The following is a 25502-nucleotide window of genomic DNA, read 5'->3' on the forward strand; positions in this document are numbered from 1 at the left end:
GAACATCGTTCGCCGAACAATGGAGTTCACGATGAAGGACAGCGTCATAGCCGCTCAGCAGACGCCATCCGCTCAGCGCAGCACACGCGATCTGACCCGGGCCGCCGTCTCGGGCTGGCTCGGCACGGCCATGGAGTTCATGGACTTCCAGCTCTACTCGCTGGCCGCCGCGATCGTCTTCAACAAGATCTTCTTCCCGGACGTCAGCCCCGCCATCGGGCTCATCGCCGCGATGGCCACCTACGGCGTCGGGTACGTGGCCCGGCTCGCCGGTGCCGTCTACTTCGGGCGGATGGGCGACCGGATCGGCCGCAAGAAGGTCCTGTTCCTCACGATCCTGCTGATGGGCGCCTCAACCACCCTGATCGGCGCCCTGCCCACCTACGCCACGATCGGCATCCTCGCGCCGATCCTGCTCGTCGTGCTCCGGTTGGTGCAGGGCTTCGGCGCGGGTGCCGAGATCGCCGGGGCGACCGTGATGCTGGCCGAGTACGCGCCCGTGAAGAAGCGCGGGCTGATCTCCTCGCTGGTGTCGCTCGGCACGAACTCCGGGACGCTCGCCGCCTCCGGTCTGTGGGCCATCCTGCTCGCCGTGCTCAGCGAGGACCAACTGCTGTCCTGGGGCTGGAGGTTGCCCTTCCTGTTGAGCTTCGGGTTGATGATCTTCGCGGTCTGGATTCGCCGCAGTCTCAAGGAGAGCCCGGTCTTCGAGGAGCGCCCCGACGTGGTCGACGGTGTGGCGCTCGCCCGTGACGAGGTCGAGTCCGTGATCGCCACCGCCGACGAGCACCAGGGCAGCGTCCTGGCCGCGGGTATCCGCCAGCGCAAGGGCAAGGCGTTCTTCCTCGCGCTGGGGCTGCGCTTCGGCCAGGCGGGCAACTCCGGGCTGATGCAGACGTTCCTGGTCGGCTACATCGCCACCAACCTGGCGGTCGGCCGGTCCGTACCGACGGACGCGATCGTGTACGGCTCGCTGCTGGGCTTCGCCACCGTGCCGGTGATCGGTCTGCTGGGCGACCGTTTCGGACGCCGTGTGATCTACCTCGCGCTCTCAGCTCTGACCGTCGTCCTCGCCTTCCCGGTGATGCTCCTCATCACCTCCGGCTCCACCCCGGGCATCATGCTCGGCATGGTCCTCGGCCTGAACGTCGGTGTCCTCGGCCTGTTCTCGCTCGAAAGCGTCACGATGGCCGAACTCTTCGGCTCCCGCACCCGGTTCACCCAGCTGGCGCTCGCCAAGGAGATCGGCGGCATCCTCGCCACGGCGATCGGACCGGTCCTCGCGGCCACGCTCACGGCCGTCACCGGCAGTTGGTGGCCCATCGCAGCGATGCTCGTCGTCTACTCACTCATCACCTTCGTCAGCGCGTTCCTCGCGCCCGAGACACGCGGACGCGACCTGGTCCGACTGGAGGACGCCGTATGAGGGCGGTTGTGGTGCACGGTCCCGGCGACGTACGCGTCGACGAACGGGCCCGGCCGGTGCCGGGCGCGGGCGAGGTGCTGCTGGCCCTGGAGTGGGGCGGGATCTGCGGATCCGACATCGCGTACTGGAAGAAGGGGGCGTCCGGCACCGCCGCGCTCACGCATCCGCTGGTGCTCGGGCACGAGTTCGCGGGCAGGGTCGCCGCGCTCGGCAACGGAGTCACCGGCCTCCGGGAAGGGCAGCCGGTCACCGTGCACCCGGCCCAACTGGTCGGCGACGGCGTCCTTCCCGAGCGGATCGCCGGGCGGACCAACCTCTACCCGAGCGTCCGCTACTTCGGCTCGGCGGCCTTCGACCCGCACACCGACGGCGGGTTCAGCGAGTACCGGGCCGTCCCCGCGACCCAGATCCGGCCGCTGCCGGAGGGCGTCGGCACCGAACAGGGCGCTCTGGCCGAGCCGTTGGCCGTCGCCCTGCACGCCGTCGGCCGGGCCCCCGCACTGCGCAGCCGTACGGTCCTGGTCAACGGCTGTGGACCGATCGGCTCCCTGGTCGTCGCCGCCGCGCGATACCGGGGAGCGGGCCGGATCGTCGCCGCCGACCTGGCGTCGTCCTCCCTCGCCGTCGCCCGCGCCATGGGCGCCGACGAGACATGCGACCTCTCCGCCGGTGACGCGCTGCCCGAGGACGTGGACGTGGTCTTCGAGGCGTCCGGCGCCCCGGCCGCGCTCGGTCCTGTGCTGCGTGCCACGGCCCGCGGAGGCACGCTCGTCCAGGTGGGCAACCTGCCCGGTACGGCCGTGGCCGCCGCGCTCGGCGACCTGGTGACCCGCGAGATCACCTGGATCGGCTCGTACCGCTTCGTCGAGGAGATCGACGAGGCGCTGCTCGCGCTCCGGGACGGCCTGGACGTGACCCCGCTGATCACCCACCGCTTCCCGCTGGAACGGGCCGAGGAGGCGCTCGCCGTCGCCGCCGACCCGGGGAGCGGGAGCAGCAAGGTGATGCTGCGGCTCGGGACCGAGATGCCCGAACCGGCCGCCACTTCGGCAGCCACCGAGTTGTGACGCAGGGCGGGTTCCCGTGCCCGGGGCCCGCCCGGGTGCCCGGGCCCGCCCGCACCGCATCAAGTCCGCAGTCCCGCCCCGTCCGCCAGGAGAATCCCGTGCCCCTGCCGTCCCCTTCCCGCACCGCCGACAGCCAGCAGCCGGTGGCCGACGTCGTGTGCGTCGGCGAGACGATGGCCGTGCTCAGCCCACCGGACGCCCGGCCGCTCGCCGAGCAGCCCGCGCTCAGCATGGCCATCGGCGGCGCCGAGTCGAACGTCGCCTGCGGACTGGCCGGACTCGGACACCGCGCCGCCTGGCTGAGCCGACTCGGCGACGATCCGTTCGCCCGCCGCATCCTGGCCGAACTCACCGCGCGGGGCGTGGACGTGAGCGCCGTGGAGACCGATCCGGAGCGGCCGACCGGGGTCTACTTCAAGGACCCGGGCCCGGACCGCACCCGTACGCACTACTACCGCGGCGGATCGGCCGCGTCCCGGATGGGGCCGGAGCTGGCCGGGCGGCCCGCACTCCGCCGGGCCCGCATCGTGCATCTGTCGGGCGTGGCCGCGGCCGTCTCCGACAGCTGCGCCCGCCTGCTGGAGGCGCTGCTCCTCGGCCGGGAGGGCCGCGCCACGCACGGTCCGGTCGTCTCCTTCGACGTGAACCACCGTCCCGCCCTCTGGCGCGGCGGCGATGCGGACGCCGCGCGGAGCCTGCTGGCGCTCGCCCGCGCCGCGGACATCGTGTTCGTGGGACGGGACGAGGCCGAGGAGTTGTGGGGCACCGCCCGTCCGGACGACATCGCGGCCCTGCTCGATCCCGCGCCCGTCGTGGTCGTCAAGGACGCCGAGCATGGTGCGACCTCGTACGCCGACGGGGTGCGGACGTTCGTGCCCTCGCTGCCCACCAAGGTGGTCGAACCGGTCGGTGCGGGCGACGCGTTCGCGGCCGGCTACCTGGCCGGCGTCCTGGAGGACCGCGACGAACGCTCCCGGCTGCGCCTCGGCCATCTGGCGGCCGCCGCCGCGCTGCGGACCCGGGACGACGTTCCCGTCATGCCGCCCCGCACGGAGACCGACCGGTGCCTCGCCCTGGACGACGACGTGTGGGCCGCCACGGCACCACGCTGAGGAATCAGCCCTGCAACAACCCGAGTCGGGCCCCACCGCATCTCGCCCCACCGCAATCGCGCACGACCGCATCGCGCACCACCGAAGGAGAACTCCCGCCCATGACCGCCGACTTCCTCTCCCAGCTGTCGAAGGACCGCGTGATCGCCGTCGTCCGCGCACCGGAGATACCCGACGCGGCGGCGTTGTGCGCGGCCCTGCGCGCCGGCGGCATCCGCTGGATCGAGTTCACCCGCACCACCCCCGGACTCGCCGCGCACCTGCGACGGGCGGTGGCCGACGACGGGGACGGAATCGGCGCGGGCACGGTGATGACCGGCGAGCAGGCCGAGGAACTGATCGACGCGGGGGCCCAGTACCTCGTCACGCCCGGCTGCCGCCCGGAGGTGGCGAAGGCGGCGTCGGCGGCCGGAGTGCCGGTCGTGCTCGGCGCACTCTCCCCCACCGAGGTCGGCCTGGCGCTCGACCTCGGCGCCGACGCGGTGAAGATCTTCCCCGCGCGCGCCTTCGGCCCCGGCTACCTCCGGGACCTGGCCGGCCCGTTCCCGGACGTACCGCTGGTGGCCTCGGGTGGCGTCAACGAGGACAACGCGGCCGCCTTCCTGGCCGCCGGGGCACGTGCGGTGTGCGCAGGTTCGAACGTCGTACCGCCCTCCCTGGTGGCCGCCGGGGACTGGCCCGAGATCACCCGACGGGCCCGTGCCTTCACGGACTCCTGTCGATGACGGCCGGGGGCGGCCTCAGGCGGGCCTGTCCCACAGCACGTGCAGCCTGAGCGGCTTGCGGAAGACCAGACCGTACGGGGCGGTGGGGTGCTCCGGGTCGAGGCGCAGGGCGGGGAGGCGTTCGAGCAGCCGCTGGAGCGCGATCCGGGTCTCCAGGCGGGCGAGGTGTGCGGCGAGGCAGTAGTGCGGGCCGTGGGCGAAGGCCAGTTGGAGGCGTGCGTTCTCGCGGCGGACGTCGAAGCGGTCGGGGTCGGGGAAGAGGGCCGGGTCCCGGTTGGCGCCCGTCAGGGAGACGGTGACCAGGTCGCCCTTTCGTATCGTGGCCGGGCCGAGGACGGTGTCGCGGGTGGCGTAGCGGTCCACGACCGCCGCCCCTGGTTCGAGGCGCAGCGATTCCTCGATCGCGCCGTCCAGGAGGCCGAAGTCGGCCCGGACCAGAGCGAGTTGCTCGGGGTGGTGCAGCAGATGCAGCAGCGCGTTGGTGATCATCCCCTCGGTGGTCTCGATGCCTCCGAACATCAGGACCGCGGCGTTGGAGGCCACTTCGGGCACCGCCAGCCGCCCGGCGGCGGAGACGAGGAGCGACGACGTGCCCCGGTCCGCGAGGGTGGCTTCCACTGCCGCCCGTAGTTGCGCGTACGCAGCGGTGCCGGCGGGCGCCGCCTCATGTCCGGCGGTGATGTCGGAGACCGACCGCACGATGGTGTCGTACCAGGAGAGCACCGTCTCCGCGTCGGTGCCCACCAGCCCGAGTGCCTCGGTCACGACGGCGACCGCGAGCGGGCCGGCGAAGGTCCGTCGTAGGTCGACGGCGCCGGTCGGTTCCAGTGCGGTGATGAGCCGCTCGGTCTCCCGCTCGATGAACGAGGCGAAGCCGTCACGGACCTCGCGCGGGCGGAAGGGCTGGTTGAAGGGCTCGCGGTGGCGGGTGTGCTCGTCGCCGTCCAGCGACAGCATGCTCGGCCCGACGACCTGCGCGGTGGAGAACCGGGGGTCGTCGACGGTGAAGGTCGCCGCGTCCCGCATCACGCTCATCGCGAGGTCGCGCCGGGTCACCAGCCAGCCGTCCAGCTCGGGAAGCCACGACACGGGCTCCTGCGCACGCAACAGCGCCAGTCGCGGATGCGGATCCCGGGCGAGTTCGGCGAGCGTGGTCGCGGCCCCGAGCGGGAAGGAGTCGACGACGCTCATCGCGGACTCCGGCATCGCGTACTCCGGCCGAGTGCAGAAAAACCGATCATAGCCAAGGCTAACCGCTGAGTGCGGGGGCCGGGATCGGCCGATGCAGTTGCTTCTGAGCCGGTTGGTGCTTCGCCGTCGGGTCGGTGCAGCCCCAGGGAGAGCAGCCGGACAGGGCGAGAATCACCAGAGTGCAGTGCCGCAGCACGCACTCGACCATCGCGGCGACCTCGGAGGCCGAGCAGGACTTGAGTTGGCTGTAGACACACGGTGACTTCTTCTCGACGTGCCAGTAGATCATCACGCCGGGCCCGCGGTACCGCTGGTGCCACTCGGTCATGCCACTCCTGGTCCTCCTCCAGCAGCGTCCAGACCTCGATCAGCTTCTCCGGCTCCCACTCCTGCCGCACCCCAGATCCGCTACCGAGAGCTGCTTGTCACTTCGGGGCAGCCTCGGGAGAACAGGCCCTTGATGGGCTTCATCGTGGTGCTGTCCATGCCCGCCCCATCTCAGTGTTCCCTGCACGAGTACTTGCCGGTGCCCTGTTGGCCGGACGTGGAGATCGTCCGTGCAGTGCACCGACACGCACGGCGCCTCCATCGTCGAGTTCGCCTTCGCCCACATGCTCGGATTCAACCTGCTCCCGAGGCTGAAGAACATCGGCTCGGCACGCCTGTACCGGCCGGCGGCCGGACAGGACGAGAAGTGGCCGAACCTGGCGCCGGCGCCCTCGGCCAAGACGATCGACTGGGACCTGATCCGCCAGCAGTACGACCAGATCGTGAAGTACACCACCGCCCTGCGCCTGGGTACGGCGTTCATCTGTGACCACCTCTCCGACGCGGACCTGCGGCGCGAGATCAACGACGGGCCCCAGGTCGTGGAGCGGCTCACCGACGCCGACCGGCGGGCCCTGTCACCGCTGTTCTGGACACACGTGAACCCCTACGGCCGGACCAGCGGCGTCCTCGGCGAGGCGCAGCAGAGAAACGGCCGCACACCGTGATGCAGCAGGCTGCCCGTCGTCGTCCGGCGATCGGGTGGCCCTGTCGATGCCTTGGCTACTCGTGTGCGTCGACGATGCCGGTGAGGGCGCGTAGACCCGCGACGATTTCAGAGGCGTCAGGAGCCTGGTCGGGGTCGGTGAGCCACTGCGTCATCAGACCGGTGAACAGGGCCATCTGCGCGGCGCCCAAGGTGCGGGCGGCGGTGTCGTCGACCTCGTCCTCGGGTGTGCCGAGCAACAGCGCGGCCAGACCCTGGCGGCCCTGGGCCTGACTTCCGGCCAGGTAGCGGCGCAGATCGTCGGAGTGTTCCGCCTGGAGCAGGGCTTCGAGCGTGGCCAGCCACAGCGTCCGGTCGCCTTGGAAGGACTTGATGATCTCCGCCCACATCGCCTCGTAGCGCACGGCCGGGCTGCTTCCGGCTTCGCCGAAGGAGACCAGTGTGCGGCCGATCCGTGTGCCCCATTCGTCGATCGCCTCGATGAGCGCGGCGTTCAAGAGCGCCTCACGGGAGCCGAAGTGGTAGCCGATGGCCGCCATGCTCACGCCGCCGGCCGCCGTCACGATGTCGCGCACCGTGGTCCGAGCCCAGCCCTTCTCCTGCAGACAGTGCCTGGCTCCCGCCAGTAGATCCTCGCGATTTCCCATGCCGAGAACGCTACCCGATGCATTGCACGTATGCATGAGGCGCTTGAATGAGACGAGCGTCTTGCGCAAGCGCCCAAATTTTGAGTACTGTCGTGCCACACCCACCAGTCGAAGGAGATGCCATGAGCCACGCGCACCCCGTCAGCCGCCGCCACCTACTCAGCCTGGCCACCGCCGCCGCCCTCGCCGCAGGGACCCTCGGCACCGGCACTGCCGCAGCGTCGGCCGCCTCGGCCGCCGAGCCGGTCAACGCCCTGAACCGCATCGCACGGCCCCTGAACGACCTGAACGGGCTCGGCCGAATGATCGGCGGCGCCCGCGTCGTGGGCCTGGGAGAGGCCAGCCACAGCGCCCACGAGTTCTTCACGCTCAAGCAGCGGGTCTTCCGCCATCTTGTCGCCACCAAGGGCTTCACCACCTTCGCCCTGGAGGCGAGTTGGAGCACCGGCCTGCGACTGGACGGCTACGTCACTCGCGGCATCGGCGATCCTGCGCAGATCATGCGGGACGAGTTCCAAGGCCAGTACGCCTTCTGGAACACCCAGGAGTACCTCGACCTGATTCAGTGGATGCGCCGGTACAACATCACCCACCCAGACCGGCCGCAGTTGCGGTTCGTGGGCAACGACCTCGGCTATGCCGGACCCGACGCCTTCGGCCCCGTCACCGACTACCTTGCCGCGCACCGCCCAGACCTGGCCAAGCGCATCGGCGGCCTCTACGCGGGACTGAAGCCGACGGCCGGAACGCAGGCGGGACCGTGGATGGTCGGCCAGCTGACCAAGGACCTTCCAGCACGCCGCTCCGAGGCCGACCGGGCCGACGCCGCCGTGGCGCTGCTCCGCGACCACGGCCGCCCCCGCACCACGGGCCGCGATACCGAGCGGGCGTACGAATGGGCCCTGCAGAACGCCACCGCCATCGCCCAGAGCTTCACTGGTTATGCCTTCCCCGATGAGCAGTTCCCCGAGCGCATGCGCTATCGCGACCGTGCCATGGCCGCCAACACCGCCTGGTGGCAGCGACACGAGGGCGGCCGCATCCTGCTCGCCTCCAACAACGGCCACGTCGCCTACACCAGCGACAACCCGGCTGAGTTCCCGGAACCCACCGGTGCCTTCCTGCGCGCACAACTCGGCCCGGACTACGTCAGCATCGGCCTGACCTTCAACCAGGGCACCGTCAACGCCCTGCCCGACTTCACCGCCCAGCAGCCCAAGGCATACACCGTCGCACCCGCCCCGAAGGGCCACAACGAGTACACCCTCGACAGGCTCCGCTACCGCGACTTCAGCATCGACCTGCGCACCGCGCCCCCAGCGGCCCGCGCCTGGCTCTCCGAAGCCCGCCCCACCCGCTCGTACGGCCTGTACTGGTCGACCGACGACCCGGCAACCGCGCTCGGCCGCTCCTACGACATCCTCATCCACCTCCACCAGGTCGAAGCCGCCCACATCCTCCGGTGACTCAACCGGTGGCGGGAGCCGGGCTCCATAAACGGTCCTTTGCGCGAGAAAGATCAATCACCGGCCGCCGGGCCCCGCCGAACCCGGATTCGTTCTCAGAACCCGTTCTCACTCAAAAGCGGGACGGAGCCCCTTCTGAGACTTGCATTGTGCGAAAACCCCAGCCCATGACGGACACTCAGCAGCCCTCGCCCACCGACAGGTCGGACGCGGCCGACCGTGGCCCGGGCCGACCGTGGGCGTCGGGCACCCCGCCGTCGGCGCCGATCGACCCGGGCCTGCCGAGCGCGGACATCCGCATCGGGTACGCGAGATGCTCGGCCCTTGGGCAGGAACTCGACTCCCAGCTCGACGTGCTGAGCAAGCGCGGCATCCCGAGCGACAAGATCTTCAGCGAGAAGAGCTGTTCGCGTTCTTCGCCGCGATGGCGGAGAGCGAGCGGGAGAACATCCGCGAGTCCACGCTCGAAGGGCTCGACACCGCGGCCCGCAAGGGCAAGCACGGCGGCCGGCCGGTCATCACCGACGACATGCTCCACACGGTGCTCCGCCGTCGGGCACTCGGTGAGTCCGTCGAGCAGATCCAGCCCGACCTCATCATCCCCACCGGCAAGCGCAAGGGACAGAGCCCCTCGGTGGCCGGCATCTACCGGGCGCTCGCCGAGCACGCCAAACGCGAGGCATACGTTGTAACAACCGCCACTGACAACGGGAAGCGGCCTGTCCCCTCCCCCGTGAGAGGACAGACCGCGGTCCTCACCTCAGCGGGCGACGACCCGACCGGGCGTCGGCTCCGGTGTCCGCTGCGACGTCAGCAGGGGAAGAAGACGCTGTTGTCGTTGGCGAGCCGCTTGAACGCGGCCTTGGTCCCCGATCCGGCGATCCCGTCGATGGCGCCCGTGTAGCCCCAGTTGAAGGCCAGCTTGCGCTGCAGCGCCTTGATCGTGTTGGGGCCGACGATGCCGTCGATGGCACCGGTGTAGTCCCAGTACTCCTTCAGCCAACGCTGGTACGCCTTCCAGCTGTTGGTGCCCAGCAGGCCGTCGATGGCGCCGGTGTAGCTCGCCGGAGAGTTCCTCAGGAAGCACTGCATGTTCTTGGCCTGCTGGGTGCTCAGGCCGAGGTTGTTCGTCGCCAGGATGGTGACGTCCTGGGCGCTCACCGCCGGCTTCACGGCCGGTGCGGAGTCCGCGAAGGCGGCGCCCGAGCCCGCCAGGCCCCCCGCGGCGATCCCGACGGCGGCGGTGACACTGACGATCGTCCTCGTCAGAGCTCGCATACTTTCCCCTCCGATGCTTCGGTTCCCTCTGTGCCCTCTGTGGGCGGGGCCGACCGTGTGGTCGGCTCGGCAATCAGACTGTGTGGTGGACGGTGTGCCGCGCCACGACCGCCGGGAAAGTGACGTCATCGCGGGACGTCCCACCCCCTGACCTGCGAGGACCTCACTCGCCCGGACGATCCCGCGGGACGGTTCCGGCCGGGCCGCGGTGGCGGACGGTGGCCGATTCGGTACGGAGGCGGAACCGGTGTATGGGGCACATCGTGAAAGCTGATGCAGAATGCGCGGGAAATTGGACCGCTGACCACGGTCCGCGAACGCGAGTGGGGGGAACATGTCGCGTTGGAAAGCGCTGCCCGGAGAACTGGATCCGCGTGTACGGCAGTTGGTGGTGCGTCTACGCAGGCTCAAGGACCACAGCGGCCTGAGCCTGCGGCAGTTGGCGGCGAAGTCGGGGTACAGCGCGTCGTCGTGGGAGCGGTACCTGGGCGGGCGGTCGCTGCCGCCCCGGGAGGCCGTCGAGGCGATGGCCCGGATCGGCGGGGACGATCCGACCCGGCTGCTCGCCCTGCACGAGGTGGCCGCCGAGGCCTGGGGAGAGGGACGCGCGGGCACATCGGCACCGGACGGATCTGGAGCCCCGGAGGCCCCGGAGGCCCCGGAGGCAACTGGCACGGCTGGTGCGGCTGGTGCCGCTCACACGGTTGAGGTTGCCGGGGCGCTTCAGGCAGCCGGAGCCGATGACACCGGGCCGTACAACCTGTCGGCCCCGAACAAGGAGGCGCGGCACGGGCGTTCGCTGCGCGTCGCGCTGGTGGCGGGGTCCGTGGCGCTGGTGCTGGCCGTCTCCTCGGCGGTCCTGCTGGCCGTACGGCTCTCGGACGGCGACAGCAGGGCGTCGGCCACCCCTCTCGGCTCGGCGACCTCGTCCGTGTCGCCGTCGGCGTCGCCTTCGGGGCCGCGTACGTACGCCTGCGAGGTGGAGCGGATCCACGGCCGCTGGTACGCGGGCAACAGCCGTACCCTGGACGCCGTCCTGGCGGAGGGCCTCGCCGGTCCCGAGGTGGCCGAGGCTCAGTGTCTGCTGCGCAGGGCGGGCCTCGCCCCGGGGGTCGTCGACGGGATCTTCGGTCCGCACACCAAGAGCGCGGTGGAGCAGTTGCAGAAGCGGGCGGGCCTCGTCGTGGACGGCATCATCGGCCGGCACACCTGGGGAGCGCTACGGCGATGACGCGCACGACGCCGTCGCCGGAACGTGCACGACTGGCGGCAGCACTGCGGGACCTGCGGGCACGCACCGGTCTGAGCATGGTGGGCCTGGCGGAACGGACCGCGTACAGCAAGTCGTCCTGGGAGCGCTATCTCAACGGCAAGAGCGTGCCGCCGCGCGACGCGGTGCGGGAACTGTGCCGGCTCGCCTCCGAACCGGAGGGGCGGTGTCTGGCGCTGTGGGAGATCGCGGAGTCGGAGTGGAGCGGGCGCGCGGCACAGGCAGGGCGTACGGAAACGCCCGCGGGTGCGCCCTCGGAGGTACCGTCGCCGGTTCCGGAACCGGTCCCGTCCGAGGCGCCCGCTCCGGCTACGCGGGACGAGACGCGCACCGGGCACAGGGGCGCGGCCGTGGCGGTGCTCGCGTCGGTGTGTGCCGTGGTCGTCGGCGGTGTGGCGATCACTCTCTTCCTCGTCCTGGGCCAGGACGCGCCACGCACGTCCTCCTCCGCCTCCCCGTCCGCGACCGGGCCGCGCTGCAAGGGATCGGCGTGCGAGGGCAGGAACCCGATGGACATGAAGTGCGGGGTCGGGCCGCAGACCCTCGCCTCGTACCGCACCTCCTCGGGAGCGATGCTGGAACTGCGCCACAGCGAGACGTGCGGGACCAGTTGGGCCCGGATGTGGGGGACGCGGATCGGCGACCGGCTGGAGGTGACCGCGGACGGCCGCCCACGTTCCGCCGAGGTCGAGGACGAGGCCGACGCGGCGGCGTACGTCTACACCCCGATGACCACCACCCGCTCCGGCCAGGTCGTACGGGCCTGCTTCCGTCCGGCGTCGGACGGCAGATCGGACGGCGGGTCGGACGGCGAGGAGGAGTGCTTCGAGAGCCGCGTTCGCTGAGCGGCCGAGGGTGCGCCGGGCAGGCCCACACGAAACGCACGCGCCAGGCTGACCGGCCGACCGGACCGGTCCGAGGAGCCGTCACCTCTTCGGACCGGTCTCGGCGGTCAGCCCAGGGTCACCCGTAGGACGCGGTCCGCGCCGTCCGGCTCGCCTCCGTTGGCGTCTGCGTTGGTGGTGGCCAGCCAAAGCTGTTCGAGGCCGGGCACCTTGACCACCGTACGGAGCCGGCCGTACGTGCCGATGTAGTACGCCGTCGCCGTGCCCACGTTCTCGGTGTCGCCGTCGATGGGGATGCGCCAGAGGCGTTCACCGCGCAGCGCGGCCATGTAGACGACGTTGTCGGCGATCGCGATGGCGCTGGGCGAGGCCTCGCCGGTGGTCCAGGTCTTCTTCGGGTTGGTCATCCCGGCGGTCGAGCAGGTGCCCTCGCAGGTGGGCCAGCCGTAGTTGGCGCCGGGCTTGATCAGGTTCAGCTCGTCGAACCGGGTGTTGCCGAACTCGGCCTCCCACAACCGCCCGTTGCGGTCGAAGGCGAGTCCCTGGGGATTGCGGTGGCCGAGGCTGTAGACGTGGTTCCCGAAGGGGTTGCCGGGGGCCGGCTGCCCGGAGGTCGTCATGCGCAGGATCTTGCCGTTGAGGGAGTTCCGGTCCTGAGCGAGAGCCGTGTTCTGGGCGTCGCCGGTCGTGGCGTACAGATAGCCGTCGGGGCCGAAGGCGAGCCGTCCGCCGTTGTGGTACCGGGCCTTGCTGATGCCCTGGAGGATCACCGTGTAGCCGGTGAGCGAGGTGCCGTTGTACGTCATGCGGGCGATGCGGTTGCCCTCGGCGGCGGTGTGCATGAAGTACACGTAGTGGTTGGTGGCCCAGCCGGGGTCGACGGCCACCCCCATGAGTCCGCCCTCTCCGCCGGTGGTCTGGCTGTTGGGGACGGTCCCGACCTGGGTCTTGGCGCCGTCGGGGGTGACCTTCCAGACCCGGAAGTCGTCGCGCTCGGTGACCAGGGAGTGGGAGCCGTCGGGCAGCCAGCCGACGCCCCAGGGCACGGTCAGCCCGGTGGTGATGGGGGTGACGCCTGTCGGTACGCCGGCAATTGCCGCCGGGGCGGTGGCGCCCGCGGAATCGGCGGCGTCGGCGGTGTCGGCCCGGGCCGTTCCGAGTCCGGGGACTGCCGTGAGCAGCAGCCCGGTCAGGGACAGGGCCGCGCCCGCGGTCAGCGCTCTACGGGGCCTGCGCTTGCTGCTGGTCGTTCGCATCGGTCCTCCAAGTGGGGGTTGGAAGGGATCTGGCGGTGGGTCACACCCTCTGAGGGCCCTGCGGGGCGCCTCGCGGGGGATGGGAACGGGGGACAGTCGGCGGGGCGGCCCGCGACACGGGCGCGTCGACGAGTGTCCGTACCAGCCCGTGGTCGGGGGACAGCCGGCACACGGGATCGGTGCGGGAGGCGTCGCCGGTGAGCGCGTACGCCTGGCAGCGGCAGCCGCCGAGATCGGTTTCCCGCTCGGGGCAGGAGCGGCAGGGTGCGGCCATCCAGTCGGTGCCCCGGTAGCGGTGGAACGCGGGCGAGTGACGCCAACTCCATTCCAGGGAACGGTCTTTGACGTTCGGGGCGTCGAGCCCCGGCAGTGTGGCGGCGGCCGGGCAGGGCAGCACCGTGCCGTCGGGGGCCACCGTCAGCGAGACGGCACCCCAGCCGCCCATACAGGGCTTGGCGATCCCGTCGATGTAGTCGGGCACGACCCACACCACGTCCATCCGACCGGCCAGTTGCTCCCGCCGGGCCTCGACGACGGCCCGTGCCCGTTCGATCTGCTCGCGGCCGGGCAGCAGCCGGTCCCGGTTGACCAGCGCCCAACCGTAGAACTGGGTGTTCGCCAGCTCGATCCGCTCGGCGCCCCAGTCCAGGGCGAGTTCGAGGAGGGCGCCGATCGCGTCCAGGTTGTCCCGGTGGAGTACGACGTTCAGGCCCAACGGCAGTCCCGCCTCCCGGACCAGGGCCGCGGCCTTCCGCTTGGCGGCGAAGGAGCGGGTCCCGGCGATCCGGTCGGAGGCGGCGGATTCGGCGTGCTGCACGGAGAGTTGGACACTGCGCAGCCCGCGGTCGGCAAGGGCGGTCAGCCGCTCCCGGGTCAGGCCGACGCCGCTGGTGACCAACTGGGTGTAGATGCCCGCCGCGTCGGCCGCCCCGACGATCTCGGGCAGTTCGCGCCGCAGCAGCGGTTCACCGCCGGAGAGGTGGGTGTGGACGACGCCCAGCTCCCCGGCCTGGCGCATGACGTCGGCCCACTCGTCGGTACGGAGTTCCGCGGATCTGCGTACCAGCTCCAAGGGGTTGGAACAGTAGGCGCAGTGCAGCGGGCAGCCGTGCGTGAGTTCCGCGAGCAGCGCCCAGGGAGGGGCGATGGGCGCGGCGGAGGTCTCGGTCATCGAATCCAGCCCTCCTCGCGCATCCGCCCCAGGAACTCCGGAACCTCCGTGGCGACGGACGCGCTGGGAAAGCGCTCGGCCAACTCTGCGACGATCGCCGCGACTTCGCGTCGGCCGTCGCAGAGCCTCAGGATCGCGCCCGCACTGCCCCGCAGCACGACCACGCGTTCCGGCATGAGCAACAGGTCGGTGCCGCGCACCCGGTCGTGCCGGAGCATGACGGACCGGCTCAGCGCCGGAGTCCAGTGCCCGGCGTCCGCAACGGTGCCTTCACCCGCCTCCGCGCCCGTGTCCGTGGTGGCGTCCTCGTTCGCGAACGAGGCGCGACCGCCGGGAGGCGCCTCCCTCAGGGGTTTCACGGCCCCTCCCCCGCCCCGTCCACGGCGTCGAGCAGCGACCACAGCACCTCGCACTTGAAGGCGAGCGCGGCGACGGCCCGTTCCTGTTCCTCGCGGGTGAGCGCCCACCGTTCGACCAGTGCGAGCGCCTCGGCGCTGTCCCGGCTGCCCTGCTCGACACGGGTCCGGAAATAGGCGAGTCCCTCGGCCTCGATCCACGGGTAGTGGTGTTCGAAGGCGGCGATGCGGGTGCGCATGATGCCGGGAGCGGACAACTCGGTGAGGGACGCGGCGACGGCCTCCAGCGGTGACCTGAGCCGGCAGAAGTTGACGTATCCGTCGACCGCCAGCCGCACCCCGGGCAGTACGTCCTCGGCCGACCACAGCCGTTCCCGGTCGAGCCCGGCCGCCTCGCCGAGCCTCAGCCAGCGCTCGATGCCGCCTTCCCCCTCCCGTACTCCGTCGTGGTCGACGATCCTGCGCAGCCACATGCGGCGCAGCGCCGGGTCCTCGAACTTGGCGAGGATCAGGGCGTCCTTGACGGGGATGTGCCGCTGGTAGTGGAAGCGGTTGGCGATCCAGCGGCGCAGCTCGGCCGGGGTCAGAGCGCCTTCGTGCATGCGTACGTTGAAGGCGTGGCGGTCGTGGTAACGGGTGGTGGCGATGTCGCGCAGCCGCTCTTCGAACTCCGGGCGGCTCCAGGGGTTCTGCCGGTCCTGGGCGGTCGTGTCCCGTACAGGTGTTGTCGTCACAGCTCGATGACCATTCCGTCGGCGGCGACCTCTAGTCCCCGGTCGGCCAGCTGTTTGTGCCGGTCGTCGTCCGGGTCGGTCAGGGGGTTGGTGTTGTTGAGATGCGTGTACAGGCATCGGGCGCGCAGTCCGGTCAGCCGGTGCGCGGTGCCGGCGGGGCCGTCGATCGGCAGATGTCCCATGCCGCTCGCGGTCCGGCTGGAGATCCCGGTGCGCACGGGCTCGTCCTCGTCCCAGAAGGTGCCGTCGACGATGACGCAGTCGGCGGCCTCGGCGGCCTCCTGCAGCGCCTGGGGCCAGGCGGCGAGGGCGGGGCCGTAGACCAGGGACTTCCCCGTCGACGGTTCGCGGAGCACGAGGGCGACCACCCAGCGCGGGTCGTCGTCGCCCGTTCCCGCCGCGTACCGGGGGCGTTTGGCGGCGACGGGCACGACGACGGCCTCCAGTTCCGGGCCGAGTGGCAGCGGAGCCGTGCCCAACTCCCGCCAGAGCAGCTCTGTGTACGGTCCGAGCACGGCTCCGAGGCGCGGGCCGGCGAGCAGTGCCTCGCGCACCGGGGCGGTGGCGACCAGTTCCACGCCGTCCGCCTCGCGCAGCCGCGCGACGCCGAGGGTGTGGTCGAGTTCGGCGTCGGTGAGGACGACGCCCGCGACCGGCGTCTGCCGGGCGCCGGGGCCGGGGTGCAGCGCGGGGGTGTCCTCGATCTGGTCCCCGATGTCGGGGGTGGCGTTGACGATGTACCAGCGACCGGCGTCCGCTCGCACGGCGAGGGACGCGTGGCGGCGGCGCCGCTGCGGATGGGCGCGTGCCCCGGCACAGCCGGGACACGCGCAGTTCCACTGGGGCAGTCCGCCGCCCGCCGCGGTGCCGAGCACCTGCAGCAGCACAGCGGCGGGGTTACCGCGTGACCAGTCGGTACGCCGTCACTTCGAGCGCGGTGTCGACGACCTCGTACTCGGGTGACTGCCAGCCCGTCCCACCGGTGACGGTGGGTCCTGACCGGTCCGGCGTCTCCTGGGTCCCGCGGATCTCCTGAGGCTCCCGGATCTCCTGCATGTCTGTTCCTGCCTTCCTGCGTGGGGTTCAGGATCGAACAGATCATTACTGGTGCATCTGGACAGACTGGACACGGCGTTCATAAGAGTGCTTCGCGTTCAGTCCTCTGCTCAAGCATCACCATCTGACGGAACACGGTCAATCACTCGAGCGGAACCGAATCAGATCCGACCCGAATCAGATCCGGCCCGACCCGCGCCGGACGGAAAATGCGTCGACACCGCCTCGCCGGGCCCGGCAGAGTGACCGGTCGTGACGAGCAGTGAGCTGTGGACCCGTGCGACCGCCGACCGCTACGACGCCGAGGAGAACGAGAGGTCCTCGGCTGCCTTCCTGGGACCGACTCTCCACTTCCTCGCCGACCTCGCCGGAGACGGCCGGGCACTGGAATTCGCGATCGGAACGGGTCGGGTGGGCGTCCCGCTCCGGGAGAGCGGCGTGCCGGTGGCGGGCATCGAGCTGTCCGAACACATGGCGGCGGTCCTGCGACGCAAGATCGACGAGGACACGCTCCCGGTCACCATCGGGGACATGGCCACGACCGTCGTGCCCGGCGATTTCACGCTGGTCTACCTCGTCTACAACACCATCTCGAACCTGCTCACCCAGGACGAGCAGGTCGAGTGCTTCCGCAACGCCGCACGTCATCTGACGCCCGGCGGCCGATTCGTCATCGAGCTGGGCGTGCCGCCGCTGCGGTTCCTGCCGCCCGGGCAGGTGGCGGTGCCGTTCGACGTGTCCGAGCGGCATCTCGGCTTCGACACCTTCGACCTGGTCGAGCAGCTCCTCGTCTCGCACCACTTCACCCGCGACGGCGACGACGGCCGCTACCGCCGCGAGAGTTCACGGCACCGGTACGCGTGGCCGGCCGAGCTCGACCTGATGGCCCGGCTCGCGGGGCTCGAACTGGAACGGCGTGTCGCGGACTGGTCCGGGGAACCGTTCACCGAGAACTCCGCGAAGCACATCTCGGTGTGGCGCAAACCGGCCTGAGACCGGGCCGCACCAGGGCCACCCGAGGAACGACGGGCCAACCCGACGACCAACGACGACTAACATTGTCCCGGTTCACCGTAGGTTCGAGTCCGCTCCCCCAGGGAGCTGCGCTTCCTCCCCCGAAACCAGCTGCCGTACGAGCTGACCGGAACCGAGTCCTGCTTGGTGGCGGAAGGAGGTCCGGAAGCCTCCTCGCCGGGTCACAGACGGCGGTTCGGCCTCCGGTGAGACCGGAACGCCCGGATCGCCCGTACCCTTCGAGGTGTCTACGGCGTCACATAGCGGGCGCCAAACTACTGGAGGCAACACCTCGTGCTCATTGCTCAGCGTCCGTCCCTGACCGAAGAGGTCGTCGACGAGTTCCGCTCCAGGTTCGTGATCGAGCCGCTGGAGCCGGGCTTCGGCTACACCCTCGGCAACTCGCTCCGCCGCACGCTCCTCTCGTCGATCCCCGGCGCTGCTGTCACCAGCCTCCGCATCGACGGTGTCCTGCACGAGTTCACCACCGTGCCGGGCGTCAAGGAGGACGTCACCGACCTGATCCTCAACATCAAGCAGCTCGTCGTGAGCAGTGAGCACGACGAGCCGGTCGTGATGTACCTGCGCAAGCAGGGTCCGGGTCTGGTCACCGCCGCCGACATCGCGCCCCCGGCCGGTGTCGAGGTCCACAACCCCGACCTGGTCCTCGCCACGCTCAACGGCAAGGGCAAGCTGGAGATGGAGCTGACCGTCGAGCGCGGTCGCGGTTACGTCTCCGCCGTACAGAACAAGCAGGTCGGCCAGGAGATCGGCCGTATTCCGGTCGACTCGATCTACTCGCCGGTCCTCAAGGTCACCTACAAGGTCGAGGCGACCCGTGTCGAGCAGCGCACCGACTTCGACAAGCTGATCGTCGACGTCGAGACCAAGCAGGCCATGCTTCCGCGTGACGCCATGGCGTCGGCCGGCAAGACGCTGGTCGAGCTGTTCGGTCTGGCCCGCGAGCTCAACATCGACGCCGAGGGCATCGACATGGGCCCGTCCCCGACGGACGCCGCGCTCGCCGCCGACCTGGTGCTGCCGATCGAGGAGCTCGACCTCACCGTCCGCTCCTACAACTGCCTCAAGCGCGAGGGCGTCCACTCCGTGGGCGAGCTCGTCGCCCGCTCCGAGGCCGACCTCCTGGACATCCGCAACTTCGGTGCGAAGTCCATCGACGAGGTCAAGGCGAAGCTCGCCGGTATGGGCCTGGGCCTCAAGGACAGCCCGCCCGGATTCGACCCGACCGCCGCCGCCGACGCCTTCGGCGCCGACGACGACGCGGACGCGGGCTTCGTGGAGACCGAGCAGTACTGAACCCCGCACCACGACCGGGTCACGGGGGACCCGGGACAACAGTGGAGCCGGTGAAGAGGAAACAGCACGCGAGAGGGCGTCCGCCGCGGCGGGCGCCCTCTGACGCTTGGCTTTCTCTCGACAAGCCGACCGGCACCTCACCCGTTCCGTCCGCTGCTCCAGCCTCCCTGAGCGCCCCATCGGTCGTTCCGAGACAGACGAGGCGCCGGACGGGTCGAAGACCCGGGCGTAACCCGTTGGGGCACTCTCGAACGTAAGACCCATGCCCTCCCGTCCCGCGGCGTCCTTGACGTGGTCCACGACGAGTACGCCCGGCGGCGCGGCGACGAGACGAGACGCCGACGGGACCGACCGTGCCCAGCTCGCCGCGGGCCTTCGCCGTCGCACTCGCCGGACGCATGCCACCACGGCCGCCCCGTGCGCGTCATGGTGGGCTTGGCAGGGGAGAATGAGGGCCGTACCCAACGGTCGACCCTTGCGGAGGAGCGGGCACATGCAGAATGCGCGAGCGGGACAGGTCGCCGGGCCCGAGGACCTCGTCGATGTGGCGCGCCTGGTCACGGCGTACTACGCGCTGCACCCGGATCCGGCCGATCCCGGGCAGCGGGTGGCGTTCGGCACCTCGGGACACCGCGGCTCGTCCCTCGCGGCGGCGTTCAACGAGGACCACATCGCGGCCACCAGCCAGGCCATCTGCGAGTACCGCGCCGCCCAGGGCACCGACGGCCCCCTCTTCCTCGGCGCCGACACCCACGCCCTGTCGGAGCCCGCCCGGATCACGGCACTTGAGGTCTTCGCGGCCAACGACGTGACCGTCCTCATCGACCAGGCCGACGGCTACACGCCCACCCCGGCGGTCTCGCACGCCATCCTCACCCACAACCGGTCGCGCACCTCCGCCCTCGCCGACGGCGTGGTGGTCACCCCCTCGCACAACCCGCCCGCCGACGGCGGCTTCAAGTACAACCCGCCGAACGGCGGCCCCGCCGGATCCGAGGCGACCTCCTGGATCCAGGACCGCGCCAACGAGATCATCACCGGCGGCCTGAAGGACGTACGGCGCATCCCCTACACCCGCGCCCTGGCCGCGCCCGGTACCGGCCGCCACGACTTCCTCGGCGCCTATGTGGCCGACCTGCCGAACGTGCTGGACCTGGAGGCGATCCGGTCCGCCGGAGTGCGCATCGGCGCCGATCCGCTGGGCGGCGCCTCGGTCGCCTACTGGGGCCGGATCGCCGAACAGCACAGGCTCGACCTGACGGTGGTCAATCCGCTCACCGACCCCACCTGGCGCTTCATGACGCTGGACTGGGACGGCAAGATCCGCATGGACTGCTCCTCGCCGTACGCCATGGCCTCGCTCATCGAGCGGCGCGACCGGTTCGACATCGCCACCGGCAACGACGCGGACGCCGACCGGCACGGCATCGTCACGCCGGACGGTGGGCTGATGAACCCCAACCACTATCTGGCCGTGGCGATCTCGTACCTGTTCTCGCACCGGGAGCGGTGGCCCGCGGGCGCCGGGATCGGCAAGACCCTGGTGTCGTCCGGCATGATCGACCGGGTCGCGGCTGACGTCGGCCGCCCGCTGGTCGAAGTCCCGGTCGGATTCAAGTGGTTCGTGGACGGCCTGTCCGACGGCACGCTCGGCTTCGGCGGCGAGGAGTCGGCGGGCGCGTCCTTCCTGCGGCGCGACGGCTCGGTGTGGACCACCGACAAGGACGGCATCATCCTGGCCCTGCTCGCCTCCGAGATCACGGCCGTCACAGGCAAGACCCCCTCGCAGCACTACGCGCAGCTCACCGACCGCTTCGGCGCCCCTGCCTACGCGCGCGTCGACGCACCCGCCTCCCGCGAGGAGAAGGCCCTGCTCGCCAAGTTGTCCCCGCGCCAGGTCACCGCCGACACCCTCGCCGGCGAGCCGGTCACCACGGTGCTCACCGAGGCCCCCGGCAACGGCGCCGCCCTCGGCGGCATCAAGGTCGCCACCGCCAACGCCTGGTTCGCGGCCCGCCCTTCGGGCACCGAGGACGTCTACAAGATCTACGGGGAGTCCTTCCTCGGCCCGGACCATCTGCGCCAGGTCCAGGAGGAGGCCAGGTCCGTGGTGCTGGCGGCGCTGAGCGCCTGACGTGGACGAGAACGTGGTGACGGCGCTGATCGCCGCCGGGGCCGCGATCGGCGGCGGAGCGATGACCGGGGTGTTCACCCTCGCCGCCGCCAAACGCCAGGCCGAGGCCGCCTGGGCGGCGGGCGAGCGCCAGGCCGCGGCCGCCTGGGAAGCCGGCCGGCAACAGGCAACCGCCGCCTGGGACTCCGGACAGCTCCAGGCAACGGCCCAACTCGACGTCGCACGCCGGACCCTCACCGAACAGACCCTGGCGAACCAGCGGGCGGTGCGGCGGGCGGCGTACGTCACGTACCTGAGCCGCACCGACAGCGCCCAACAGGCGTTGGCGGCCTGGCAGAGCGCCATCGGCACCACGGACGAGGCGCCGCGACGACGGGAGTTCGAGACCGCTGTGAGCACGGTCGCCGAGGCACTGAACGTCGTACGCCTCGAAGGTCCCGCCGCCGTGGCAACGGCGGCGGAGACCCTGCGCGACACCCTGACCGCCGGCGCTCCCGGAACCGGGCACGCCGTCGCCCAGGAGGCCTTCCTGACCGAGGCCCGTACGGCTCTGACCCCTGCGTAAGCCAGGGCCCGCCGGATAAGGTCGGTGGTGCCCGAGGTGACGGGATTTCCGCTTGGCGCCACCAGGCCGTGTGGCGTCGGAGCGCCGGGCAGTCGGCATGAAGCGGGGGCCAGGTGCACGTGAAGGTGTCGTACGAGGACGGACCTGACGGCATCACTGTCGTACGGGTCGGAGGCGATGAGGGCGGCGTGCTGGATGCCGCCTCCGCTCCGGCGCTGCGCTCCGCGCTGCTGGAGGTGATCGCGGGCGGGCGGATTGTTCTGGTGGTCGACCTGAGCGCGGTGGTCGCCATTCACAAAGCGGGAATGCGCGTGTTGCTCGGCAGCCTGAAGCGGGTTCAGATCCACGGCGGAACCCTCACCCTGGTCGTGACGAGCCAACAGATACGGGAGACTCTGGCCGACACCCGCATGAACGCCAACACCCGCTTGGACAAGGCCTTCCGAATCCACGACACGGTGGCGAGCGCGGTTGCGGAACTCGCCGCCGACTATGCGAAGACGAGCGTTGAGCAGCGGCGCGCCGCTCTCGCGGAGCGGGCAGGCGGCAACGTCATCGCGGGCGCCTATTCGTACGAACACGTCTCCGAGCACGTCACCGTCGTGACACTCGTGGGCGAGCTGGACGTCTACATCGCACCGGACCTGCGCAAACTGCTCGTCGACCTGGTGAATCACGGAAGGGTGTTCCTGGCCCTGGACATGACGGAGGTCGACTACATCGAATCGACGGGGCTCGGTCTGCTGGTCGGTTTTCTGAGACGGGTCCGCAACGACAACGGCAGCCTGGCACTGGTCGTGCCTCAGGACAGCATCCGGAAGATCTTCCGGATCAATGGGTTGGTCAAAGTGCTTCCCATCTTCGACACGGTGGACCCCGCCGTCGAGTTCCTCGGCCGGGAGGTGCCTGGGGCGCATGCCTGACGACGAGAGGCGGACCGCGTACGACGGGTCGGAGCGCGCTTGCTCCGTCGCCCCACCTCACCTGCCGCCAGGCCCCCTGCGCACCCTCCAGCAACGGTTGCACTCCCTGTACCGGGCCGCAGGCAGCCCGGAGCCTCTGTCGCTCGTCATAGCTGCTGACGATCCGTCGGGTCGGCCCGCGCAGGACACCGTGGCACGGGCCCTGGACTGTGCGCCGCCTGCCTCCCTCCGGGACACCGTGTCCGTCGCCGCGGCGCTCGCCGGGCTGGCCGGTGAGGACCCCGACCAGGTGACCACGGAGGTGCGGGCCCTGTGGGCGGCCGCGGGACAGGCGCCGGCGGTTCGGCTGCGCACCGCGGCTCAGTGGGACCCCGTACGCCTGGGTGTCCACCCCGCACCCGGCCCGGACGGGGCCGTGGACCTGCCGTTGACGGCGTACCTCACCCGTCCGCACGACACGACCCTGCGACAGCGGCTTGCCCGTGCGGCGGCGGCCAACGAGGCGGCGCTCGTGCTGCTGGTCGGCCGTTCCGCGAGCGGCAAGACCCGTGCGCTGTACGAGGCGGTGGCCGCCGTACTGCCCGACTGGCCTGTGCTGTTCCCCGCCGACGCGGAGGAACTGACGGTGTGGGCAGAGGCGGACGGCATCGACCCGCGGACCGTCCTGTGGCTCAACGAGACGCAGCGCTTTCTGGACGGCGCCACGGGCGAGCGGGCCGCCCGAGCACTGGGTCGGCTGCTCGACCGGGTGGCGCCGCTCGCGGTGGTGGGCACCATGTGGCCCGAACACATGCGGCGACTGACGAACCGTCAGAACGGTCTGGAGAGTGCCCCGCACACCCTCGCGCTGCTGACCGGACCGCACGGGATGATCACGGTTCCGGACACGCTGGCCGGTGATCCCGCGGCCGTTGCCTCGGCCGCCGCCCTCGACCCGCGTATCGCCGCCGCCGTGCGGGCTGCCGGATCTGGACAGCGCGTTCTGCAACACCTCACCGTGGGACCGGAGTTGGTGCGCCGCTGGGAGATGGGCCCTGACCAGTGGTTCACCGCGTCCGAACACGCCGTGCTGACGGCGGCCGCGGAGGCCCGCAGGCTGGGCCACGCCGACGCCGTACCCGCACAGCTGCTGATGGAGGCGGCCGCCGGGTTCATGGACTCCAACGCGCGCGCGACCGCGGGCAAGGAGTGGTTCCCGGCAGCCATCGGCGCGCTGACGACCGCGGCGGGCGGGCCCGCGCCGCTGATCGCGGAGCGGCACGGGCCGGGCGTCGGCGAGCCGGACAGCTACCGGCCCGACGACTATCTCGAACAGCACATCCGTCGGGTCCGCGCCCACCGGGCGCCGCCCGCCGAGTTCTGGTCCGGGGCACGCTGGGCCAGGACCGCCGACGACGCCTTCGCTCTCGGCCGGGCCGCCGAGCAGCGGCGTCGCTACGGCAACGCCGCCCCCTTGTACGAACAGGCCGTCGAGCTGGGCCACAGCCGGGCGCGGGCCGCCCTGACCGTGCTGCGGGCGACCACCGAAGGGCAGGCCACCGCGGAGAAGACGGCCGCAGCGGATCCCGTCGCCTGGGCGGCTCTCGCCGTTTCGAGGGAAGCGGAGGGTGACGGGCCGGGCGCCTACGACGCGTACCGGCGCGCGGCCGAGTCGGGTGACGCGTGGGCCTGGGCCGCCATGGCCCGGATCCGCGAGGCGGAGGGGGACCCGGCCGCGGCGGACGCGGTCGCGGCCCGGGCCGCGACGGCGGGCGAGCCGTTGGCCTGGCGGACGCTCGGCCGGATGCGGGCGGCCCAAGGTGCGGTGGCGGCCGAGGCGTTCGAGCGGGCGGCGACCGCCGGCGACGGCTGGGGGAGCATGGGGCTCGCGCAGGTCGCCGAACGGTCCGGCGATCTCGTCGCGGCGATCGCGCACGCCACCCGGGCGTCGGGCACGGGGGTCGGCGCGGCATGGGCGGTTCTGGTACGGCTGTACTGGGCCCTCGGTGACCATGCGTCAGCCCTGGGAGCGGCCACCAGCGGCGCGGGCGCCGGGTATCCCGAAGGGTGGGCGCTCCTGGCACGGCTGCGTGACGCTGCCGGTGACCGGTCGGGAGCCGCCGCGGCCCACCGCGAGGCGGCCGCCTTGGGCGTGGGCACCGCCTGGCGCGAACTGGCTCTGCTCGCCGAGTCGGACGGTGACGGCGCGGCCGCTGAGGAGGCCGCCGCCCAGGCGGCACGCTCCGGCGATCCGGAGGCCTGGACCGCGCTGGCGGAAGCCCGCGAGGAGATCGGTGACGACGCGGGCGCCGCCCACGCCGCGGTGGAGGCGGCACGGGCGGGGGACGTGGACGCGTGGATCATGCTGGCACGGGCCCGGGAGCTCGCCGGGGAAAGGCAGGGTGCGGAGCTCGCCGCCGACCTGGCGGCCGAGCGAGGTGCGACCGATGCCTGGTCCGCGCTGTCCCGGATGCGGGAACGCGCCGGGGACCGGGACGGATCCCGGCGCGCGGTACAGCGGGCCACCGCCCTGGGCGCCTCCGACGCCTGGACGAAGCTGGGCGGCGTGCGCGAGCAGCTCGGCGACTCCCCCGCCGCCGAGCATGCCTACGTCCGCGGTTGCGAAGCCGGTGACACCGAGGCGTACGCCGCGCTCGGCGCCCTGTACATGGTTCAGGGCCGCTCGCACGAGGCCTGCGCCGCCTACCGGTCGGCCGTGGACGCGGGACTCCCGGACGCCTGGGAAGGACTGCTGGCGGCGTTGGCGACCCAGGCGCCCCGCGCGACCTCGGCACAGACGGTCGGTCGGCTACGCACGACGGGACTGTCCGCGGAGGGGTAAGTCTCCGGCCCGGTCGGAGCTGCATCGGCGTAGGGCCGAACCGCCGGACGACGTGAGCGGACGTCGGGGTAGATGTCGGAGCGGACGGAAACCGCTCGTCCGTGACCACCACGGCTGCGCCTCGGGCAGCAGCC

The 25502-nt window shown here is 71.4% G+C and carries 25 protein-coding genes and 1 pseudogene; 15 read left to right on the top strand and 11 right to left on the bottom strand.

Annotated features, from left to right (window positions below):
- Positions 1–31: 31 nt before the first annotated feature.
- The 4 genes from ACIBEI_RS09690 (at position 32) to ACIBEI_RS09705 (ending at position 4330) form a co-directional block, all read left to right on the top strand.
- Positions 32–1426 carry an MFS transporter gene (locus ACIBEI_RS09690; protein ID WP_398886875.1) on the top strand — a complete coding sequence of 465 codons (1395 nt, stop codon included), beginning with the start codon at positions 32–34 and terminating at the stop codon, positions 1424–1426.
- Positions 1423–2493 carry an L-idonate 5-dehydrogenase gene (locus ACIBEI_RS09695; RefSeq protein WP_398886877.1) on the top strand — a complete coding sequence of 357 codons (1071 nt, stop codon included), beginning with the start codon at positions 1423–1425 and terminating at the stop codon, positions 2491–2493. Before ACIBEI_RS09690 ends, ACIBEI_RS09695 begins: the two co-directional genes overlap by 4 nt.
- A 98-nt stretch (positions 2494–2591) precedes the next feature.
- Positions 2592–3605: a sugar kinase gene (locus tag ACIBEI_RS09700; RefSeq protein WP_398886879.1), complete on the top strand. Its 1014-nt coding sequence runs from the start codon at positions 2592–2594 to the stop codon at positions 3603–3605.
- Between the two features lie 101 nt (positions 3606–3706).
- Positions 3707–4330 carry a bifunctional 4-hydroxy-2-oxoglutarate aldolase/2-dehydro-3-deoxy-phosphogluconate aldolase gene (locus tag ACIBEI_RS09705; RefSeq protein ID WP_398886881.1) on the top strand — a complete coding sequence of 208 codons (624 nt, stop codon included), beginning with the start codon at positions 3707–3709 and terminating at the stop codon, positions 4328–4330.
- A gap of 15 nt (positions 4331–4345) precedes the next feature.
- On the opposite strand, the gene ACIBEI_RS09710 is transcribed toward ACIBEI_RS09705, so the two are convergent.
- Positions 4346–5521, bottom strand: coding sequence for a cytochrome P450 (locus ACIBEI_RS09710; RefSeq protein ID WP_398887373.1), 1176 nt, complete (start codon positions 5519–5521; stop codon positions 4346–4348).
- Positions 5522–5699: 178 nt separating this feature from the next.
- Positions 5700–5849 (bottom strand): annotated as a pseudogene (locus tag ACIBEI_RS09715) (Tn3 family transposase); the annotation flags it as partial.
- A 229-nt stretch (positions 5850–6078) separates the two neighbouring features.
- Between ACIBEI_RS09715 and ACIBEI_RS09720 the strand changes: the two are divergent.
- The gene (locus ACIBEI_RS09720) at positions 6079–6516 is read left to right on the top strand and encodes a Tn3 family transposase (protein ID WP_398886883.1); all 438 of its coding nucleotides are present in this window, start codon (positions 6079–6081) and stop codon (positions 6514–6516) included.
- A gap of 55 nt (positions 6517–6571) precedes the next feature.
- Here the strand turns inward: ACIBEI_RS09720 and ACIBEI_RS09725 are convergent, their stop codons facing one another.
- The gene (locus ACIBEI_RS09725) at positions 6572–7162 is read right to left on the bottom strand and encodes a TetR/AcrR family transcriptional regulator (RefSeq protein WP_398886885.1); all 591 of its coding nucleotides are present in this window, start codon (positions 7160–7162) and stop codon (positions 6572–6574) included.
- 122 nt (positions 7163–7284) lie between these two features.
- Between ACIBEI_RS09725 and ACIBEI_RS09730 the strand changes: the two genes are divergently transcribed.
- Complete coding sequence (locus ACIBEI_RS09730) at positions 7285–8628, top strand: erythromycin esterase family protein (RefSeq protein WP_398886887.1); 1344 nt, start codon at positions 7285–7287, stop codon at positions 8626–8628.
- A 178-nt stretch (positions 8629–8806) separates the two neighbouring features.
- Here ACIBEI_RS09730 and ACIBEI_RS09735 read toward each other — a convergent pair whose 3' ends face one another.
- Complete coding sequence (locus ACIBEI_RS09735; protein ID WP_398886889.1) at positions 8807–8992, bottom strand: hypothetical protein; 186 nt, start codon at positions 8990–8992, stop codon at positions 8807–8809.
- A 60-nt stretch (positions 8993–9052) separates the two neighbouring features.
- On the opposite strand from ACIBEI_RS09735, the gene ACIBEI_RS09740 reads away from it, so the two are divergent.
- Positions 9053–9532, top strand: a complete 480-nt coding sequence (locus tag ACIBEI_RS09740) for a hypothetical protein (protein ID WP_398886891.1) — start codon at positions 9053–9055, stop codon at positions 9530–9532.
- Here the strand turns inward: ACIBEI_RS09740 and ACIBEI_RS09745 are convergent.
- Positions 9439–9906, bottom strand: a complete 468-nt coding sequence (locus ACIBEI_RS09745) for a peptidoglycan-binding protein (protein WP_398886893.1) — start codon at positions 9904–9906, stop codon at positions 9439–9441. The two genes, ACIBEI_RS09740 and ACIBEI_RS09745, sit on opposite strands and share 94 nt — an antisense overlap.
- A gap of 334 nt (positions 9907–10240) precedes the next feature.
- On the opposite strand from ACIBEI_RS09745, the gene ACIBEI_RS09750 reads away from it, so the two are divergent.
- The gene (locus ACIBEI_RS09750) at positions 10241–11137 is read left to right on the top strand and encodes a peptidoglycan-binding protein (protein ID WP_398886895.1); all 897 of its coding nucleotides are present in this window, start codon (positions 10241–10243) and stop codon (positions 11135–11137) included.
- A complete protein-coding gene (locus tag ACIBEI_RS09755) occupies positions 11134–12021 on the top strand; it encodes a DUF2690 domain-containing protein (RefSeq protein WP_398886897.1) in 888 nt (295 codons plus the stop codon). Before ACIBEI_RS09750 ends, ACIBEI_RS09755 begins: the two co-directional genes overlap by 4 nt.
- A gap of 107 nt (positions 12022–12128) precedes the next feature.
- On the opposite strand, the gene ACIBEI_RS09760 is transcribed toward ACIBEI_RS09755, so the two are convergent.
- The 6 genes from ACIBEI_RS09760 to pqqA are packed head-to-tail and all read right to left on the bottom strand — an operon-like array spanning position 12129 to position 16567.
- A complete protein-coding gene (locus ACIBEI_RS09760) occupies positions 12129–13277 on the bottom strand; it encodes a PQQ-dependent sugar dehydrogenase (protein ID WP_398886899.1) in 1149 nt (382 codons plus the stop codon).
- 40 nt (positions 13278–13317) lie between these two features.
- Entirely contained in the window at positions 13318–14448 is a 1131-nt protein-coding gene (gene pqqE / locus ACIBEI_RS09765; protein WP_398886901.1) for a pyrroloquinoline quinone biosynthesis protein PqqE, read from the bottom strand.
- Entirely contained in the window at positions 14445–14807 is a 363-nt protein-coding gene (gene pqqD, locus ACIBEI_RS09770) for a pyrroloquinoline quinone biosynthesis peptide chaperone PqqD (protein WP_398886903.1), read from the bottom strand. Before pqqD ends, pqqE begins: the two co-directional genes overlap by 4 nt.
- Positions 14804–15538, bottom strand: a complete 735-nt coding sequence (gene pqqC, locus ACIBEI_RS09775) for a pyrroloquinoline-quinone synthase PqqC (protein WP_398886904.1) — start codon at positions 15536–15538, stop codon at positions 14804–14806. The genes pqqD and pqqC overlap by 4 nt, the downstream gene beginning before the upstream one ends.
- Positions 15535–16425: a pyrroloquinoline quinone biosynthesis protein PqqB gene (gene pqqB, locus ACIBEI_RS09780; RefSeq protein ID WP_398886907.1), complete on the bottom strand. Its 891-nt coding sequence runs from the start codon at positions 16423–16425 to the stop codon at positions 15535–15537. The genes pqqC and pqqB overlap by 4 nt, the downstream gene beginning before the upstream one ends.
- 10 nt (positions 16426–16435) lie before the next feature.
- On the bottom strand, positions 16436–16567 hold the full coding sequence (pqqA, locus tag ACIBEI_RS09785; protein ID WP_398887375.1) for a pyrroloquinoline quinone precursor peptide PqqA: 132 nt from the start codon (positions 16565–16567) through the stop codon (positions 16436–16438).
- Positions 16568–16846: 279 nt separating this feature from the next.
- Between pqqA and ACIBEI_RS09790 the strand changes: the two genes are divergently transcribed.
- The 6 genes from ACIBEI_RS09790 (at position 16847) to ACIBEI_RS09815 (ending at position 25368) form a co-directional block, all read left to right on the top strand.
- Positions 16847–17587: a class I SAM-dependent DNA methyltransferase gene (locus tag ACIBEI_RS09790; RefSeq protein ID WP_398886909.1), complete on the top strand. Its 741-nt coding sequence runs from the start codon at positions 16847–16849 to the stop codon at positions 17585–17587.
- Between the two features lie 315 nt (positions 17588–17902).
- Entirely contained in the window at positions 17903–18925 is a 1023-nt protein-coding gene (locus ACIBEI_RS09795; protein ID WP_200400102.1) for a DNA-directed RNA polymerase subunit alpha, read from the top strand.
- A gap of 493 nt (positions 18926–19418) precedes the next feature.
- A complete protein-coding gene (gene pgm, locus ACIBEI_RS09800; protein WP_398886911.1) occupies positions 19419–21059 on the top strand; it encodes a phosphoglucomutase (alpha-D-glucose-1,6-bisphosphate-dependent) in 1641 nt (546 codons plus the stop codon).
- A gap of 1 nt (position 21060) precedes the next feature.
- A complete protein-coding gene (locus ACIBEI_RS09805) occupies positions 21061–21624 on the top strand; it encodes a hypothetical protein (RefSeq protein ID WP_398886913.1) in 564 nt (187 codons plus the stop codon).
- A 113-nt stretch (positions 21625–21737) separates the two neighbouring features.
- A complete protein-coding gene (locus ACIBEI_RS09810; protein WP_398886915.1) occupies positions 21738–22547 on the top strand; it encodes an STAS domain-containing protein in 810 nt (269 codons plus the stop codon).
- The gene (locus ACIBEI_RS09815; RefSeq protein WP_398886917.1) at positions 22540–25368 is read left to right on the top strand and encodes a hypothetical protein; all 2829 of its coding nucleotides are present in this window, start codon (positions 22540–22542) and stop codon (positions 25366–25368) included. Before ACIBEI_RS09810 ends, ACIBEI_RS09815 begins: the two co-directional genes overlap by 8 nt.
- Positions 25369–25502: the final 134 nt, after the last annotated feature.

It is taken from the genome of Streptomyces sp. NPDC050988 (assembly GCF_044456225.1).
Taxonomy (GTDB): Bacteria; Actinomycetota; Actinomycetes; order Streptomycetales; family Streptomycetaceae; genus Streptomyces.